The sequence below is a fragment of the Streptomyces griseorubiginosus genome, from assembly GCF_017614965.1.
GTDB lineage: Bacteria > Actinomycetota > Actinomycetes > Streptomycetales > Streptomycetaceae > Streptomyces > Streptomyces griseorubiginosus_B.
Map to the genome: position 1 here is coordinate 1 of NZ_WVUG01000169.1, position 18,841 is coordinate 18,841.

The window sequence follows — 18,841 nt, forward strand, 5'->3', positions numbered from 1 at the left end:
GCGCCGACCACCGAGACCGGTGAGCCCCCGGCTTCCGCCACCCCGCCTCCCCCCGACGGGACGACGCCCGGCGGGGCAACCACGTCCACGACAGCGACACCGACGACCACCACCGCCACCACGCCGGCCGCCCCCGCCGTCAAGGATGTCGCGATCTCGGCCTTCCAGCAGACAGGTCCCACAACCGCCACCGCGACCATCACCGTCACCGCCGACGGAACCGGACCGCTGTCCGTCACGGTCTCCTGGCTCACGAGCAGCACCGGGGGACAGCCTGGCTCTCCCGACGGTACGTCGCAGACCTTCGAGCGCAGCGGCGCCACCCAGTACACGATCACCGTCGACCGCACCTTCCAGAACGACGGCTGCTACTGGACGGTTCAGGCCACGACCAGTCCGGTGCCCGCGTCCGGTGGTGCTTCCCAGCAGATCCTTACCAGACAGTGCGAGATCCGTTGACTTCCTCCCCCTCCTGAAGGAGGGGGATTCCTACGGCTCGCGCCGTGGGGTTTTCTGCTTCATCGCTGACTGCCCGCCCGGAGTACTCCGTTGAGGTCTTACACCAGCTCCACAGACAGACGCCGTCAGCCCGACGGCCAGAATGTTCTTCGCCGCGTTCACGTCCCGGTCATGGACCGTCCCGCAGCCGCACGTCCACGCGCGAACATGCAGCGGCATCCTGTCCTGCAGGCTGCCGCAGGCGGAGCACAGCTTGGAGGAGGGGAACCAGCGGTCGATCGCGATCAGTTCGCGGCCGTACCACTGGGCCTTGTACTCCAGCATGCTCCGGAAATCCGACCAGGCCGCATCGCTGATGGCGCGGGCCAGGCTGCCGTTCTTGACCATGTTGCGAACGGTGAGGTCCTCGACAACGATCGTTTGGTTTTCACGAACGAGCCGAGTGGTGAGTTTGTGCAGGTGGTCGCGTCTGCGGTCGGCGATGCGGGCGTAGACCTTGGCCACCTTCCGGCGCGCCTTGGCCCGGTTCGCTCCCTCCCCCTTGGCCTTGCGGGCAAGTTGCCGCTGCGCTGTGGCCAGGCGGCCCCGGTCGCGCCGCTCGTGCCGGGGGTTGGAGACCTTCTCCCCAGTGGAGAGGGTCAGCAGGTGGTCGAGGCCGACGTCGACACCGACCGCCGCGGCTGTGGGGGGCAGTGGCCGGACGGACGGGTCCTCACACAGCAGGGACACGTACCAGCGTCCGGCAGAGTCCTGCGAGACCGTCACCGTGGACGGCGACGCACCCTCGGGCAGTGGACGGGACCACACGATCTCCAGCGACTCCGTCATCTTGGCCAGGGTCAGCTTGCCGTCCCGGAAGCGGAACGCGCTGGTGGTGTACTCCGCCGAATTCCGCGACTTCTTCCGCGACTTGAACCGCGGGTACTTGGCCCGCTTGCCGAAGAAATTGGTGAACGCCGTCTGCAGGTGCCGCAGGGCCTGCTGGAGCGGCACGGAGGAGACCTCGTTGAGGTAGGCGAGTTCCTCGGTCTTCTTCCAGGCCGTCAGCATCGCAGACGTCTGGTTGTAGTTCACCCGCTGCTGCCGCGTCCACGCCTGCGTGCGCGCCGCAAGAGCCAGGTTGTAGACCTTCCGCACGCATCCGAACGTGCGCGACAGCTCGGCTGCCTGCATATCGGTCGGATAGAAGCGGTACTTGAACGCCCGCTTCACGTGAGTGGCCACGGCTCACAAACTATCAAACCAACTTGTGGTTATGCCGGTTCGTGGGAATGGATGCCTGTCCGCCCGGGCGGCGAACCGGCCTTCACGCGTCCCGCTCCGCAGGAGCTTCGTTTCCTCCCCGGCCTGAAGGCCGAGGTATCCATGAAGGAAGTGCCCTGATGACCACTCAGAACGACACCGGTCCCACGTCCGCGGAGGAGGCGGAGGAGCCCACCCGGGTGCTCGCGCCCGTCGACGCGCACAGCGCCACCCTCCACCTCGGCCCTGCCGAGGGCAGCGCACCGGACGTCGAATCCTCCTCATCAGACGGCGAGTACAGCGCCACCGTGCTTGCCAGCCACTGGATCCAGCGCCCCGAGTCCGACGACACGCTCGTCGACCGGCCGTCGGCGAGTGTTCCCTCGGTACGGCCCGACCGCGTCGAGGGGAGCGTGCTGCGTTTCGGTCCCGGTGTGACAGGCGTCGCCGACCGGACCGGGCAGACACCGCCCATTGCGTCGTCGCCCGCGCTCGCCGGTCGGAAGCTGCGCCGACACGCTCTGCCGGTGCTCGTGGTGGCAGCCGTCCTCGCGTTGCTGGCCTGGCAGCGCTTCGGGCAATCCCTTGAGGCCACCGGGGTGACGGTCACGGCCCGGCCGACAGTTCTGCGATGCGACAACACCGCGGACGTCGTCGGCCTCGTCACCACCAACGGTCGTCCCGGCACGCTCTCCTACCGTTGGGTTCGAAGCGACGGCACATCGTCCGGCGTCCTGCACGAGGTGATGGTCCGCGGGGAGAAACACGCGCGTCTGCACCTGCGGTGGACGTATCAAGGGCGGGGACATCGCACGGCCCAGGCCGAACTGCGCATCCTCGCCCCTGCCGCCCGCGCGGCCACCGCCCGCTTCACGTACGACTGCCCCTGACCGGCCTACGTCAACTCCGGCGCCGCCGGATCGGCGCACCCCTCATTCGGTTCCGACGGGTCCGGCGCATCGGTCCGGCCATGTGCCCTTGCCTGACGCGATACGACCCGTCAGGGCCTGGTTCAGTCGGGTGAGGGCGGTGTCGTCGGCGTCCTCCAAGACGCTCGACGCCCTGTCCATGCCGGGAAGTTGCCGCAGCAGCACCAGCGGGACGGGGCCGTCGGTTCGGACGTCGAGCACCATGAACGCCGTACCCGGCGGGAAGACGATCTCGTCACCCTCATCCAGCAGCTGGCGTGTCCGGCGGCCCGTGATCGAAAGGATGGCGTACCCGACGCCCGCGACGCGCGATGTGCCCGCCGGATCGAGGGGGACACCGCTCACCGGTGCCGGATCGCGAATCAGCTCTCCCGGCCGCACATTGACTCCGTGGCCGGCGTTGTCGCCCGGGCCGCGCAGGACCACGCCCCGGTACGAGGGAAGGCGTCCGAGCCCGGAGGCGAGGCAGGCGGCGTAGGGCACCAATCGGTGGTCACCGTTTCGTAGCGTCCGGGTCAGCTCGGCGTGGCTCAACGTCCCCTCGGTCTCCTTCTGCAGGTACATGCGTACGGCGATGAGATCGGCGCGGGCCGCTTCCTGCGCCTCTCCGCGCAGGGCGGGCATCCCCGCCAACGCCCGGCTGACCGCAGCGCCGTGTCGCTCCCAGACGGCCTCGGCCAGCGTCCTGAACGCGTTCCTGTCCAGCACTGTGCTGCGATGCCCTGGCGAGACGGGTACCACGGGCAGCGTCAACGTGCTCGCGGCCTTGGGCGGCCGAACCGGGGCGCCGTCCGCTTCCCCGGACTGCGCACCGTCGGAGGCCGGCGCGCCAGCATCCGCCTGACCGGACATCAGTCCCGCCACCGGCCTCGGCGCCGGCACTTTGGGTTCCGCCAGTGATCCGGCTGTGCTCGACATCGGGGCGACCTCGGGAGTTGAGGCCCGTGCCGAGGGGTGCTCACTCGTGTCGGCCGGCTCCGACGCTGACTCGGATGCGGATGCGGATTCAGGCACCGCAGGTGCAGTGGCAGGTGTCTGTGTCGGCGCCGAGTCGGCGGCCGCGGGACGCTGAGATGCCTCCGGAGCGGAGGGCGGGCTCTCCGTGACGGCACCCGGTAAGCGACGCCCCGCCGGGTCCGGTTCGGTCGACGCCTGGTGCGTGCTGGTGACGGTCTGCGGAGCGTCGATCGTCACCGCAGGCGTCGCCCGCGTCGTTGTCTGCGGCTCCATCGCGTGTTGCGGCCTGGTCGGTTCCGCCGTTGCGGTCCCGGCCAGGCTGGACAGAGCACCCTCTGGCTCTGCCGAAGTGGTCGTCGTCGTCTCCGGTTCCGCGGTTCGGCCAGCGGTCGTTCTCCCCTGAGCGGTCGCTGTAGGCATCACCGAATCCGAGGCGGTCCGTAGCTCGGGTGGTGCGCCTGCCGTTGCCGCCCGGCCCGCGGGGGCTGTCGTGCGGAGAGGCTTGGGCAGGGAGAAGCGGACGACGCGTACCCCGTGTTCGGCCGCCAGCGCGCGTAGTGCGCGGCCACCATCGGGCACGTGGGCGTGCACGTGCAGAGTGGTCCGTGTCCGTAGGTCCGGGGTGAGGGCGGAGAGCAGCCGGGACAGTGCCGGCCAGAGTGAGGACGCGATGCGTTCGCCGGACCGGCCGATGTCGATGACGGGACCGTCGACGGCGACCGGGCGCTCGATCGGGGGTGCGGGGGCGTCGTCCCTCGGGCCGACCCACAACCCGGCCCTGGTGAGGGTGGCCCGCCAGTCGTCGGAGAGGTGGATCACTCCGTCATCGGACACATCGGGGCCCCGCATCGGGGAGAACCAGCGCAGTGGCCGCGTCACGGCCCCTTCCGCATCCTTGCCCGGCTCGCACAGGACGGCGTCCACGAACGGCAGCCAGCGCGGCGTCCCGTCCGGGCCGACCAGCACCGACCGGATGCCGTAGTGACTCATCGGATTGGCGGCGAACAGGGGCAGGCCGGTCGTGACCTCGACATCGATACGGAGCGTCGAGGCGACCTGCCGACCGAGCGGCAGCAGATCCCGCCGCCCCCCCGGCGCGAGGCGGATCCCGGCGCGGGTCTCGGCGGGCAGAGTGTTCAGGAGCCGGGCCACGTCCGAGGCGGAGACGTCCTCGCCCCACGGCACACCCACGATCACGGCAGGCCGCCTCGGGTCGGCCGGGATGGCGTGGAAGAGGTCCCCGGGACGGGGTTCCGCGGCCTCGACGGGGCGGATCACCAGTCCGGCCGGGATCTGGTCGACGGTGCATCCGTCGACCGCCGTCGCCGACACCTGGCGCAGGACGGCCTGCCAGCGGGGGACCGGAAGGCGAGGTCCGAGGGCAGCGGGCGGCTCTCCCGGTGCGAACCGCCACCAGCCGCCGTCACCGGGCGGTACGAAGACCGAGCCACCCGGTACCACCAGCACCGGCCCGTCCGGGGCATCGACGGTCAGGTCCCACGCGTCGGCGATCCGGCGGGCCACGGCGGGGCGGTCCGGACGGTCGTGGCCCGCTCCGGACATCACCAGGCGCACGGTCCTGGTGTCCGCCTCGCGCAAGGAGTCGAGTACCTCACTCAGTCGCGACCACAGCGACCCGGACGGATCGCCCTCGGCGAAGGCCAGGACGGTGGCCGTGTCCTCCGTCGGGGCGAGGGTGCGCGCGAGGTCGCGGATGTCGGCCGGGCTGAGGGGGTCGTCCGTGGGCGGCCGGAGCAGGAGCAGTCCGTCGTGGTCCTCGAGCAGGACGCGGGGAGCGGAACCCTCGGACGTGGACGGCTCGTTGGCGTGTCCGACGGCGCCGGCAGGGCGTCGGCTGCGGCGGCTGGTCCAGCGCTTCATCCGACGTGCCCTCCGGTGTTCTCCTGGTCCGTCTCCTCTCGCGGTGCGTCCGGAAGCTCGAGGGTCACGTCGGGGGGCAGGGCGCCGCCGATCGTCGCGACCCGATGCGGTTCGGGGACGGAGCGCTCCGCGGCGGCTTCGCGGTCCACGGGCGCTCCGGCCTCGGAGCTGTCGTCGTCGGCGGTCGGTTCGTCCGCCGCGCGGGACCCTGGATCGGAGTCGGCTCGGGCAGCACTCACTCCCTCAGTCGCCGTTGCGTCGTCGGTGCCGTCGGCGCGGTCCTCCGCGGCCCGGCGCGTGACCGCCTCGGCCAGAAACTGGGCGTCGACGACGGCCCCGGCCGGGCTGGGCGGGTTGAGGTACAGGGCGTGATCCTTCGGGAGCCGGTCCAACAGCTCCTTTGCGGCCAGGAGTTCGAAGGCGAATCCGCCGGCGTCCTCCAGGTGCTCAGCGGAGGTGAAGACGGGCATCACCGGGGTACGGTCGGCCGTGACGGCCGTCACCGGTGTGCCCTCCTGCTGGATCAGCACCGCGACCTCGGCGTCGGCGAGGGCGTCCGTCACGGCCTCGGCGGGTCCGTATCCCGTGACGGCGAGCTGCAGAGCGGCGTCGACGTCGTCGGTGGGCTCGGGCCAGTCGAGCGACTCGGGAGAGGGCCGGTGCTCCTCGTTGTCCTCCCACTCCTCGATCGTCCCGTCGAGCCCGGACCGCCACCGGCCGACCACCGCCCACGAGGGCGGCACCCCCTCGCCCTGCCAGCCCGGATCGACCATGCTGATCCAGTGGTCGGGGGCGAGTCGGGCGGCCTCGACAATGTCCTTCGGGGGAGTGGGCATGTGCTCCCTCATGGCCGGTTCACCCTGCGATGAGGGCACAATCGCGTTATCACTCATGCGTCTTCGGTCACCAGTTTGAGTTGTGGAGAGTGTGACTATACGGACTCAGGGTGGAGTGGAGGTGACGGGGACATTGATCCTCGCAGCGGCACGGCAGCTGTTTCCGTTTTCCCAACTGCCCTTCTTCCCATAGCACTTCGCGGCGCTGGGGTCACCGTGGCACAGGTCACCGCTCCACCCCCGCGGTCCGGTCGGCGGCAGCGATCGTCAGGCGCAGAACCGGCCCGTTCCCGGTGCCGTACTGTGCGGCGCGCCCGCCCGGATGGCGCGTCACGAGACGTACGCCGAGCTCTCGCGCCGCCACTGCCGCGTACACGGCGGGATAGGGATCCCCGGCGGACGCTCTGTCATGCCGGTTCAAAAGCAGCCGGAAGCGCTGGAGCCGGGTGAGGCCGAGGTCGGCTGTCCGCAGTGAGCCGCCGAGCAGCGTGGCCTCGGTCTGTCGAGCGAGCGTCAGTTCCACGCCGATGGCGGAGAGTTCACCGATGGACACCAGGCCATGCGGAAGAGAGGCGTCTTCGGGCACGTCGTCCTCGGTGAGCCGGTCCTCGAGCCAGCGGCGGACGGACTGGGGGTCCGGCTCCCTCCCATCGCCCAGCGCCCCCGGCCCGCGGGACCCGCTTGCCGTGCGCGGAGCCCACCGGCGCAGCGCGTCCGCCAGCGCCTCGGTGAACCCTTCCCCGCTTCCGGCACCGTCGCGGGCGACGTCGTCGTCCACCGATTCGGGAGGCCGGGGCTGCGGCGAGGGTGCGGCCGGGGGAGCGTCCGTCGTCTCCGTGGCGGAACCGTAAGTGATGACCGGCTCCTGTTCATCGGCGGGCTGCGCGGTCCCGGTGCCCAGGGGTGCGGGCCTGACCAGCGACCAGTCCTGTCCGGGCCCGTCCAGGCACTCCGGCGGTACCGTCACGACGATCGTCTCGGTGTTCAGGGTCGGATCATGCACCAGATCGACGTCGGAATTGGCCAGCAGCACGTTTCTCGCGGTCGCCCTCCGGTCGGCGAGGGCCTGCGCCGTCGTCGCCCCCTCCCCGCCGAGCAGAACGACCCGGGCATTGGGGTCCAGCCCGCCGAGGTGCGGGTCGTGCGTCAGGAGTTCGGCGAGCTCGTCGGCGGGCATGCCAGGGGTGGGAAGCAGGAAGTAGCTGTGGGACTGGGACCAGGCCGGCGCCATCTCCTTGCCCTGGTCGCTGCCGTCCGCGGATGCCACGTACGAGTCCGTGATGAGATAGCCCAGCCGCCGCCCTGTGAAGTTGCGGCCGATCACCTTTCCGCTCTGAGTGATCTTGCTCTCGGGGCCGAGTGCTCCGCGTCGTTTGAGGTCGACGGCGGCGAGTGCGGCGGGGTTGTACGGGTCACGGCCGGTTGCGGCCGTCTGTGCCGCCAGCCACAGCAGTTCCCTTTGGTGCACCTCGTCGCGGGGATCGTCGCCGTCCTTGAGGTGCAGCGCTTTGGTCGCCAGGGCATGGGCGTCCGGGGCGTTCTCCAAGCTTTCTACGGCTTTGACCGTGGCCCACAGGGCGTCCTGACGGTGTTCCGCCGTGACCCGGCTGGTGGGGGGTCGTTCCAGCACGCTGCGGACCCGGGCGTCCGTGTCGCCGTTCGCCGTCAGCAGCTCCCGGGCCCGGTGCACCGACGGCAGGGGCACGAAGTCGGACAGTACGGCGTCCGGGTCCGCGGCCACGTGCGCCGACGCCGCCTCCAGTGCCGAGCGCACATCGGTGGGGTCGAGCGGCCCGGGCCGTACTCCCGGAGCGGGCTGCTCCGTCAGCCGGGCGCGTGTCACCCGCTCCAGCAGGTCGAGCGTGAACTCTCCGGTGTGCCGCAGGTTCCGGTCCCGCCGGCGCATGCCTTCCAGTGCCCCGATACCACGCAGCAGCCGCCGGTAGGTGCCGTCCGGGTCGTCCTTGTCGTCCTCGATGTCCGGACCGAAGGTCTGACGGAGCGCCCGTACCAGCCGCAGAGCCGTCTCCCGTGCCTGTACCAGGCCGAGGCCCGGGACATCGTCCAGGCCGGCCTGATCGACCACGGCATCGAGTTCCTCGTCGGCCGGCTCGGGTGTGTACTTCTTGAAGTCGACCTCATCCCCCGTAGGGGGAGTGAAGAGGGAGAGTTCCAGTTTCTGGTTGCCTGAAAGGATGCGGTTGCCCACGAGAGTGTCGGCGGCGAAGACGGTACGGCGATTTTCGTTGGCGACCCCCTGGCCCACCGGCATCGCCGACGTGGCCAGGGGATCGGCGACGAACGGCGCCAGTGCCCGGTTCGGGCGGGTACGGCCCTTGCGGCCGCGCGCCGCTCCCAGCCAGCAGGCGATGAGGACGATCGGCTGGTCCACGTCCAGGCGCCGTACGCTCGGGCGGCTTCGCAGAAGGCGACCGGTCTGCGGAGCGTCGATCTCACGGGTGGGCCCTACGGTCGGCACCACCGCTGATGTGCCGGGCTGCCCGTGCCATTGGCCGAAGTAGGGCTTCTTGCCCTTCCACTGCACGCCTTTCCACGGCACCGGCTTGGCTGTCCCATGGAGCTCTTTTCGGACCGGGTCGTACAGGACGAACTCCGTGACCTTGCCCAAGGAACGGAAGAAGGGCCACATTTTGAGCAGATCCGCGTCGTTGAACGTCCCACGGCCGATGGGCCTTCCCTCGTCGGTCAGGGTGACGGTCCTGACCTGGCTGCTGGAGAAGCGCGAGCCGTCGATCGCCACCAGCAGGACGTCGTCGGCCGGCTCCTCCGGATCGGGCCCCAGATCGCCCGGTTCGCTGATGACCCACTCTCCCGGCGCCTCGGGGAGCAGCACCGGGTGTTCCGCTGTGATGCGGTACCGGCCGGTGTCCGTGTTCATCCTCACGTCGGCGTCGCCGGAGTGCGCCCACACCGCATGGCCGACGCGGGCCGCGACCTTGCGTGGCAGTTTCAGGCCCATGTCACCGGCCTTCGGTGACGCGAGCACCACCGGGACGTCCTCGTCGTGGGCCGTCAGATCCTCGTCCATCGCCAGCAGTTCGGCGAGTTGGTCGGTCGGGATCCGCCACCGCCTCGTGTCGTCGGGGAGGGACAGCACGACTGTCTTGTGGTCGCCGTTCTGCGCAGCGACGACGTACGGACGAGGCGCCCCCGGGGAATCGGCCCACAGCGACGGGACGGATTTCGTGTTTCCCAGTTCGTCCGCCTCGTCGTACGTCGAGGGGTCCAGGTCCTGGACCGGTTCGCCCGTCCAGTTGCGGCCCTGCGCGGTGCCGTCCGGGGCGGTGAGACGGGTGGCGTCCGACAGCAGGCCCTGCTTGCGCAGGTGGAAGGCGCCCAGCGCAGCCACACTCGTCGCCCGCCCGGCCGCCATCGCCTCGGCCGTCAGGTCGAACAGCTGCCGCAGCCAGTCCGGTACCTGCTCGACGTCGTAGCGAGGCGGGGGCTGGCTTTGCGAACCGGGGTCCGCGCCGCCCGCGTTGCCGAGGTCGTCGGTGTGGAGGACGGCTGCGGCGGTCTCCAGGATGCTCATGTGGGGGCCGAAATGCTGCGGGTCCAGCTCGCTGAGCCGGTCGACGACCGGTGCCAGATCCGACCGTTCGACTCGGACGACGGCCTGCTGGCGCGCTTCCCGTCCGCTCACCCCGTCGAACCGCGCGTCGGCGCCGAGTACGCGGCCCTCGTCCACCGTGTCGACCTTGAAGGCGTCGGACGTGAGCTCGTCCCACCCCCGCCAGGCCGCGACGGCCCGCACGAGACGATGGTGGACCTGGAGCTGGACTGCGATCTCCTCACGCAGCGTGGCTGCCACGGCTTCGGCCCGCCGTCGGCCGGCGGCGTGACGGTCCCAGAACCTGAGTCGGGAGCCGTTGCCGTACCCGGTGACCGTGATCCGGGGGGCAGGCAGACCGGCCGCCATGTCGCGCAGGCCCGCGGTGACCGTCTCCTCGGCCAGTTTCTCGATCTCACGGAGCTGGGCCGGACCGATGTCCTGAACACGCCGATCGAAGCCGACCCGGGAACGCGACGTGTGCCGGCCCGCCCCGGACCGGGAGGGCGGCCGCACCGCCCGGACACCGCCGGCCCCGCTGCCGGGCACGGAGGCGGAGGAGGGAGCGAGGGCACTCGACGAGGGGGCCGCCGGCGCGGGGTCGGCCAACGGTGCGGGGTCGGTCAACGGCGCGGGGTTGCCACTGTGGCTTCCGCCGGCCAGCGTCAAAGGAGACCTGGCGGATGGAGCCGTGGAAAGCCCCGCTGCGGTCGGCTCGCCGTCCAAGGCCGCCCGCAGCCTGGCCACGGCCTCGTCCGACAGCTCGGCGGCCAGCCGTTGGGCGTAGTTGTCGCTCGCCCCGTGTTGTCGGACGAAGTCCGCGAGCCGGTCCCGCGTCCGCTGGTCCGGCCGGCGGCCTTTCGGTGCCTTCTTCGATTTCTTGGACGACCGCACCGGTTGCGCCGTCGGATTGCCGGTGGCGGCCTGGGATGCCGGGCCGAGCGGGACCAGCGTGTCGTAGTGGTTGTAGCCGTTGTAGTAGACGTACACGGTGGGGCCGCTCGCGCCCGGATTCAGGTGCTGGATGAGGGAGCCATGGTTACCGGCCGGTCGGACGAGCACCAGGTCGATGTCGAGCGCGCCGGCGAGGACCAGGGGCACTTCGTCGTAGAACGGTGTCTGCCACATCGACGCCGAGCGGAGCGAGTCGACGACCACCCCCTGGTATCCGGCGGTCCGGAACTGCGTGCGGTCCTGCGGTGCGCCGTCGGGACGGACCCGGAACCGCAGGCGCGCGAGGATCCGCTGCCACAGGTCGTCCGCCTGCGGATCGTTCTCCGGCGCGTCCAGCAGGCGCACCACCTCGTCGCGCAGGGCAGCGGCCTGAGCCTGTGCCACGAGGCGTTCCTTCTCTGTCGTGTCCTGCGTGGAGTCGACGACCTGCGGAGTGGGCACGAGCGCTCGTACGGCGCTCCGCGGGAGTTCGGCCAGCAGTCCGCGGTCATTGCCCGTGGCCTGGGCCCGCAGTTCGTTGCGGCGGCGGGCATCCTCCAGATCTGCGGTGACATGGGCCTCTTGGGCGGCGTTGAGCTGCGGAGGCGTCTTGCGGCGCAGCAACCGGAGCAGGCTGCCGAGGTCCCGGAACTCGGTACGAACAAGCTGTTCCAGGGGATTCTCGGCGGAGTGCCGGGTTCGGGCGGGGGCGGCGTCCGCGGAGTTCATGTACCAGTCCGCGGCGTGATCACGCAGTCGCCGCACGTCCATGGCTGCCGCGGGCAAGTGGGGATGCTGGGCTCTGATGCTGGTCAGCAACGCGTTGGGCAGGCAGTCCCCGTCGCCCGCTATCGGGTGTACTGCGAAACGCCAGCGGTCGGCGGTGACTTCGCGCCCGGTGCTCGGCGGAAGTGGGGGCGCCTGGTTCTTCGGCGGCGGGGCTGCGGTGTTCGTCGTGTTGGGTGGTACGGGGGTTGCGGTGTTCGTCGTCTTGGGTGGTACGGGGGTTGCGGTGCCGGAAGCCGTGGCGGCTTGGGCCTGGGAACCGCCTGGGGCGGTCCCGGTGGTGGGGGGCGGCACCGGTGGTGCGGGCGCCAGGGCGCCCGTGCGGGGGAGTGCGGCGAGGTAGTCGCCGCCGCGCCGGTAGAGGGTCACCTGCGGCAGCGGGCCCGTGGTGCCCGGGCCGGCACCGGGGAAGTACCCGTAGGAGCCGTCCTCGGCGACGACGGTGATGTCGACGCCGAGGGTCTGGGCGGTGAGGGAGGCGGCCAGGTCGGCCGTCGCCGCGTCCCAGCGACGGCCCTTGCGCAGGTTGTGTCGGATCAGCCGCTCGCGCTGTACGGGGGTGAGGCGGGCCCGTACGGAGTCGGGAAGCAGGCCGCCGGCCGCCGTGATGTCGGCGTGCAGCCGGGCGTCGTTGCGGAACCAGGGGCCGAGCCTGCTGTTCAGTTCCCTGGGGTGGAACACCGCCTGCGGGTCGAGCGCCGCGCCGGCGGGCAGCCGCGACGTCAGGGCGGCCCGGTCGGCCAGTCGGTGGGCGTCGGCCGGGTCGCGGCCCATGGCCAGTTGGACGGCCGCGTAGAAGCCGTTGCCCTCGCCCCTGCCGCCCACGGGGTGCAGGTCATAGACATCGCTGTGTCCGTCGGGGTCCGTGGCGGTGAGGGTGCGGTGGTCCGCGGCGGCGTCGAAGCGGCGCAGGGTGGGGTCCGGGCCGGCACCGGGATCCCACGGCGGGTTGCCGTACGCCGGACGGGTCCCGGTGCCCGGCGTGCCGCTGCCGGCCGCCGTTGCCGAACTGCTGTTCTTCGTCCCGTCCGGTGCCTTTTTCCCTGGAGCCGGCGGCGGAGTGAAGACGACCTCGTCCGGTTCCGGGGTACCGGCGAGCTGTATGCGGCCCTCGTCCGATGCGTTGAGCTGGTGCCAGCGGGTGAGCCGGTCGGCGGCCGTGCGTACCCGTGCGTACTCCTCGGCGAGGGCCTCCGCCCTGGTCCGCAGGTCCGCCACATCCCGGGCCAGGCCGTCCAGTCTGGCCTGGGCGGCGTCCCGGGCGGTCCGGGCGGCGCTCACCTCGTCGGCCGCGGCGCCCAGTGCCTCGGCCAGCCGGTCCTCGGCCGCCTGCAGTCGACCGTCGTGGACGTCCGCCCGGCCGTCATGGGCGGGTTGGGCATCCGCCGCGCCCTGGACGATGCGGTTGAGGGCGTTGCGGGCGTCGCGCACGGCGGGCACGGTGTTCGGGTCGCGGGCGGTGAGCTGCGCCAGAGCACGCTCCGCCTCGTCGAGCTCGGCCTGTCGCCTGGCCTGTCCGTCGCGGCGCAGGTTCCAGTACTCCTTGTCGGCCTCCGTCCACGCCTTGTCCGCCTTGGTGACCGCGTCCCACGCCCTGGCGACCTTCGGCGGGAAGCCGGTGTCGTCGATCAGCCCCAGGTCGCGGGCCACGTCCTCGCGCACCCAGGCCAGGGCCGTGGTCCGCGTCTCCATGGCCTGCGGGCCCCGGTCGGCGTGGCCGAACGTGCCGCGCACCGCCTGGCCGACCCGGCTGTCCTTCACGTGGTGGTGCACGCCCGCGATGCTCAGCCAGGTGGTGGGGATGGCGAACAGGAACGATCGGGTCGTGTTCGGCTTGACGTTGACGGACGTCAGCCGGTCCCCCGAGGCCGCCAGGGCTTCGGAGTCGGTGGTCGAGTCGCCGGGGGCGCCGGCGATCTGGTTGGTGCCGGTCTGCTGCGAGGACACGATGGGGCCGCCGCCCAGGGACACCTCGGTCGCGGCGACGCGGGACGTGGACATGCCGCCGCCCTGGAGGTCCCGCTTGGGGGCCTCGTGCTTCATCCCGTCGGTGACCGCCAGCAGCCGGGCGGCGCCGAGGTCGGGCCGGGAGTACAGGCTGAGCTCGCCCTGGGCGCCGCCGAAGAAGCCGGTGTCATCCACACCGGGCACCGGATAGCCGCCCGGTGTGAGGGTGTCGCCGTAGAAGGCGGTGAGCGCGCCGTTGGTGGTGCCGTCCTCCAGGTTCTGCGCGGAACCCGTGCCGGGACGTGTCAGCGGGGTGTCCATGGCACGCGCCAGCACGTCCTCGTCGAGGGTGCCGGTGTCCGGGACGGAGAAGGAGGCGTCGTAAGCAGAGCCGAGCGCGAGGGTGTTGGCCGCGTGGAGGTTGTTCAGGCCTGTGATCCGGCGCACCTTGAAGCCGTCCTCGGGCAGGGCGAACGGCTTGACGGAGCCGTCGCGCGGATGCCGCACGTCATGCCAGCCCCCGGCCCCCAGGGAGGCGGGCACCGGGACCCGGCGGGGCTCACCCGGGTCATCCAGCCGCGGCGGGGCCAGCGGGTCGTTCGACTCGTCCACGCCGGGCGGCGGGTCGGGGCGCATGAGGCTGAGCGGGAAGTGCTCGACCTGCTCGCCGACGTCGCCCTCGACGGTGATCCGCCTCACGGGGTGCCCGATCAGCCGCTTCCACTGCCTGCCCGCCCACCGCTTCAGCCGCGCGGACCGGTCGCCGGGGTGATCGCCGGACAGGTCGCTGGAGTGGTCGCTGGACCCGTCGCCGGACCCGGACGTCAGGTCGTCGGGCTTCCGCTCGGGGCCGCCGACGATCTCCGCGGTCAGACGGAGGCGATAACGCGTCACGTACTCGCCGTGCGCCTGGGTCGTGGTGGCGGTGGCGATCCGCACACCGCCGTCGACGGTGTTCTGACCCGTCGTCTGCTGGGTCGAGCCGACCTGCGAGAACGTGGGCCCGGCCATCCGTATGATGTCGGCGGTCCGGTCGGTGGTGTGCACGCCCTCGGTGACGCTGAGACCCACCGTCGCACCCGAGGCCCGGCCGCGGCCGTCCAGTACGGTCTCGGCGCCCTGCCGGTGCTCCTCCAGTTCGACGCTGTGCCCGAGGCCGGTGAAGCCGGTGTCGGGGTGCGCACCGGCGGTGCGCGGCACCTTCACGGGGATGAGTTCGGCCCGCGTCCGCACCAGCCGGTCGCCGACCCACACCCCGGCGGTCTGCGACCCCCAGCGGCCCATCCTTCCCGCCGCCGACGCACCGGCTCCCACCATGTCCTTGCCCAAGGCCCGTACGACCCGGCCGGTCGCCAGCCGTTGCACGGTGTCCCGGTCGGCGGAGGACAGGCCCAGGGACCGCAGCTTCCGGTCGAAGTCGGCCACCACCGCGGCGGTGTTGAGCGAGTTGACCGGGAAACCACCGAACGGGTTGTCCAGCAGCCAGGGCTGGGGCGACCACGACCGGCCGGTGTACATGGGTACATCACCGTGACCGTCGTTCAACAGGCCCAGCCGGTGGGCGTTCTTCTCCGGTACGTGCCCGACCCAGCCGCCTTCGACCAGCACTCGTCGCCCCGCCGCGCCCGCCAGCCACTTGGGGATCCACCGCCGTCGGGTCGCGCCGCGGCCCACCGCGCTGGACGCCGCGGCGATCTCGTGGTTCACGTCACCGAGCACCAGGACCTGCCGGCCCATGTCCTTGCGGTTGATCTCCGCGACGGCGGCCCTGACGACGGTGCGGACACGCGAGCGGTCGAGCCGGTAGGGACTCGCCACCACACCGTAGTTGCCGGTGACGCCCGGCCGGGTCTCGTGCGAGTGCAGGTAGACCACCTGGCCGCCCACGAACACCGTGCTCGTCCGGGTGGTGCGCCCGACCGCCTGGCCGGCGCCGCCGACCGTGGTCTCGGTGTCCACCGGCACCGCACCGGTCAGCGCGACAAGCGTCTCCGGAGGGATCCGGGTGCGGTGGGCCAGCGTCGTGGTGCGGTTGGTGTAGGGGCCCTTGGCCCACAGGCCGAAGGCCCGCCAGCCCATGGGCGCCGACGTCTGGTCGAAGTTGGCGGTCATGTACTGGTTCTGGAAGGCCCGCAGGGCGGAGTCGTGCGCCGGCGCGCCTTGCTGAGTGACGTGCCAGGACCCTCCGGACGCCTCGTTCAGCGCCTCCTCCGCGGCCTTTGTGATCCCCGAGTGGGAGACGACCGCGAGGGTGAGGTGGGGGTGCCGTTCGAGTTCCGGCGGCCGGTGGTCCGCCGCCTGGCGGAACAGGGCCCGGGTGCGCAGCGCAAGATCCCGGGCGTCCCGTGCGGTGGCGCGCAGCACGGCGCCGTGCCGGGGGTGGCGGGGACCATGCGGGACGCTCGTCGGCGCATGTTCGACCGGGATGCTCAGCAGCACCCGGCCCGTCAGGGCCTCGCCGCCGGGCGCCGGATGGCCGGACGGGTCCGTGCCGATCAAGGTCGTCTCCGGCTCGGAGAAGACGAAGGGCTGGAGACTGAGCAGGTTGAGAGTGAGGATGCCGCGCAGCAGCCCGCGCAGCCGCCAGTAGCCGCCGCGCTTGGCCGTCAGCTCGATGTTGTAGCTGTAGAGGTGGGAGCCCTTCGTGCCGATGGACATCGCCTCGTGCGTCGCCGCGGCGCCGTGGCCGCTCTCGGTGTCCTTGCGCCGACCGTACCGGGCGCCCACCGATGCGGTGCCCGCCTTCTTGGGGCCGCCGACGTCGTTCGTCGCGCTGGACCGCAGGGAGAGCTGGGCCTCGGTGCCGATGTCGCTGCTGCGTGCTCCGCTCTGGGCGGCGCCGAGGGTCTCGGTGCCGGGCGCGCTGAAGCGCAGCCGCTCGTCCCGCTGCGTGCCCTCGTACCGCCGCCCGGTCAGCTCGGCGCCGATCCACACGTAGCGGATGGCGCGTCCGAAGCGGCCGGAGTCGACCAGCGCGATGCGCAGCCCGGTGTCCGCCATCGTCCGCAGGTTCCCTGCCAGGCTGTGGTGCGAGAGGGCGTTGAGCACCTCGAGGGTGTTGTTCACCACCGTCTGGAAGTGGTCGGCGTTGCGCCAGCGCGGGTTGTCGGGGTTGAGCTGGTCGAGGGGGGCGACCAGGCCCGGATATGCCTGGGCGGTGGCCTTGAGCACCTGGTCGGCGAAGTGCTCCTGGAAGGTGCGTTCCCGCCCGTCGATGATTCTGGTGTGGCTGCCGTCGTCGAAGGTGAACTCCTCGACGCGGCTCATGCCGAAGGTGGGCGGGTGGTTCTCCGCCAGGTACGGGGGCGCCGCCGGCGCCTCGACCTGACGAGCAGGCTGCTCGAGGCCGGCGAGCCGCCGTGCCTCTGTGCGGGTCAGCCGTTCGACGCTCCAGGTCTCGAACATCCCTGTCCGTGGCCGCGGACCCCACTTCTCCGGTGGGTTCTTGCGGACCTTGGCCGGTCCCAGCTGCCCGTCCGGGCCCGCTTGCCGCTGCTCCGGCAGTGGCGCCTTCCCGCCCGGCGGGGCGGTGACCGTGACGGTCTTGTGGACCAGATACAGGCCGGTGGGGTCGCCCTTGGCCTGGGCGGCCGACTTGATGCCGCCCGAGCCGCCGGTGGCGACGGAACGGTTCCGCGAGGAGCCGTAGCGCACGTTGAGCACGCCCCACAGCGCCCGCACGTCCAGCTTGCCCGCGCTCAGCCCCGCCCACTGGAACGAGGGGCCTATCATGCCCCCGACATCGGTGGCCCGTCCCTTGCCGAGGATCTGCTCGTTGCGGACGGTGGACTGCGAGATGTCACGCAGTTCCGCCGCCGTCGTCGCGTCGATGAGGTGCGCGCTGATGGACCGCACCCGAACGGAGAACACGCCGATCGGGTCCCGGGCCGAACTGTCGCGGAACAGGGGCGGCGTGGTGACCTGCCCGGCATTCAGCACCCGGCTCATCCGGTGGAAGCCCTCGGTGGAGAAGAAGTCACTCAGCTGGGTGCCGGCGACGCCGTCCGGGGCGACGCCCGCCTGCCTGATGGCCCAGTCCCGGATGTGCGCCACGGGCCCGTACCCCTCGGTGCTGACCGCCCGGTAGCCCGACTGCGGGCCGAAGGCGAAGGTGTCCGGGAAGTCCTGCCGGGCCGTCGCCGGCTGCGGCCGGGTGAGGCTGTCGGGCAGCCGTACGTGCAGACCATGGCGTATGGCGAACCCGAAGGAGAACGGATCGAGGGAGGTGTCCCCCGGTTCAATGGTCTTGCCGGTCTCGTCGACCGGGCGGCCCATCTCGTCGGTGACCTCGAAGTCGTACCAGACGTCGTCCAGGTGGGCGTGCGAGCCGTCCGTGGTGCGGGTCTCGATCTGACTCATCGTCTGGTTCTGCATCGGGTACTGGACGCGCTTGTTCCACGCGAGGCGGGCCCAGAGCCGGCCGAAGGGCTTCACCGGGCCCTTGGCAGGGCCGAGCGGCACCGACGTCACGAGCGCGCCGGAGGTGCTGTGCACGCCGGTCCGTCCGTTGGTGGTGGTGAACCGCTGCATCGCGTCGATCTTGACCGGGTTCGCGTACCCGAACGCGAACCGCTCCCAGTGCCCGTAGGGCCGGGTGGTGACGTGCAGCACCCGGTGCTTTCCTTCGGCCGTGGTGTAGGCGAAGCGCTGCCCGTCCCCGAAGAAGCCCTGCGGTTTCCGCGTGAGCCTGCGTCGTACCTCCGACAGCAGTTCGGGCTCCGGTGCACGGCCGCGCTTCGGCCTGTTGCCGGACGTCCCGAGGCGGTCGTCGAGCCGGGCCACCACGAGGTCGACGCCCCGCAGGGCCCGGTCGCTCTGCCCGAACGTGAACGAACGCCGCAGCACCCCGTCGGACAGGTTCCGCAGCACGGAACCGATCCGGCCCATGTACACCGGCATCCGCGTCCCGTCGGAGAACCGCACCTCCCCGCCGCGCTCCGACGGGGGAGGCAGGTCGTTGTCGAGCCGGGGCGGGCGCCGTTCGTCGAGGTCCTGCCCGATCCAGACGGGGCGGGGGGTGCTGGACGGGGCCTGAGCTGAATCAGACGTAGCCGGTGCCGAGTTGGACGAGGTCTGGGCGGCGCTGGACGTCGTTTGGGCCGTGGTCGGCGAGGTCTGGGCGGGGCTGGACGTGGTCAGGGCTGTGTCGGGTGAGAGGTGGAGCGTGGTGTTCTCGGGGATCGGCGCCAGTACCTGGGGGGTGAACTGCCGTCCCGTCGTCCGGCGCGAAGGGTGGCCGCGCGAGGACGCGCTCATGGTCGCGCGCAGGGGACGAATGGGGGGCGCGCCGGTGCGGGAGG

The 18,841-nt window shown here is 71.6% G+C and carries 5 protein-coding genes and 1 pseudogene; 2 read left to right on the forward strand and 4 right to left on the reverse strand.

What is annotated here, in order from left to right:
- Nucleotides 1-459: pseudogene (locus GRC12_RS27395) on the forward strand (serine/threonine protein kinase); the annotation flags it as partial.
- Nucleotides 460-489: 30 nt separating this feature from the next.
- On the opposite strand, the gene GRC12_RS27400 reads toward GRC12_RS27395, so the two are convergent.
- Nucleotides 490-1,671: an RNA-guided endonuclease InsQ/TnpB family protein gene (locus GRC12_RS27400; protein WP_308286653.1), complete on the reverse strand. Its 1,182-nt coding sequence runs from the start codon at nucleotides 1,669-1,671 to the stop codon at nucleotides 490-492.
- Between the two features lie 170 nt (nucleotides 1,672-1,841).
- Between GRC12_RS27400 and GRC12_RS27405 the strand changes: the two genes are divergently transcribed.
- A complete protein-coding gene (locus GRC12_RS27405) occupies nucleotides 1,842-2,591 on the forward strand; it encodes a hypothetical protein (protein WP_208782050.1) in 750 nt (249 codons plus the stop codon).
- A gap of 42 nt (nucleotides 2,592-2,633) precedes the next feature.
- Here the strand turns inward: GRC12_RS27405 and GRC12_RS27410 are convergent, their stop codons facing one another.
- The 3 genes from GRC12_RS27410 to GRC12_RS27420 all read right to left on the reverse strand — a co-directional run bounded on the left by GRC12_RS27410 (nucleotide 2,634) and on the right by GRC12_RS27420 (nucleotide 18,797).
- Nucleotides 2,634-5,468, reverse strand: coding sequence for a hypothetical protein (locus tag GRC12_RS27410; RefSeq protein WP_208782051.1), 2,835 nt, complete (start codon nucleotides 5,466-5,468; stop codon nucleotides 2,634-2,636).
- Nucleotides 5,465-6,304, reverse strand: a complete 840-nt coding sequence (locus tag GRC12_RS27415; RefSeq protein WP_244373846.1) for a type VII secretion system-associated protein — start codon at nucleotides 6,302-6,304, stop codon at nucleotides 5,465-5,467. The genes GRC12_RS27410 and GRC12_RS27415 overlap by 4 nt, the downstream gene beginning before the upstream one ends.
- A 226-nt stretch (nucleotides 6,305-6,530) precedes the next feature.
- Nucleotides 6,531-18,797, reverse strand: coding sequence for a lonely Cys domain-containing protein (locus tag GRC12_RS27420; protein WP_208782053.1), 12,267 nt, complete (start codon nucleotides 18,795-18,797; stop codon nucleotides 6,531-6,533).
- Nucleotides 18,798-18,841 lie beyond the last annotated feature (44 nt).

Coding starts and splice junctions, on each gene's coding strand:
- GRC12_RS27405 (WP_208782050.1), top strand. CDS start 1,842: ATGACCACTCAGAACGACACCGGTCCCACGTCCGCGGAGGAGGCGGAG.
- GRC12_RS27410 (WP_208782051.1), bottom strand. CDS start 5,468: ATGAAGCGCTGGACCAGCCGCCGCAGCCGACGCCCTGCCGGCGCCGTC.
- GRC12_RS27415 (WP_244373846.1), bottom strand. CDS start 6,304: ATGCCCACTCCCCCGAAGGACATTGTCGAGGCCGCCCGACTCGCCCCC.
- GRC12_RS27420 (WP_208782053.1), bottom strand. CDS start 18,797: ATGAGCGCGTCCTCGCGCGGCCACCCTTCGCGCCGGACGACGGGACGG.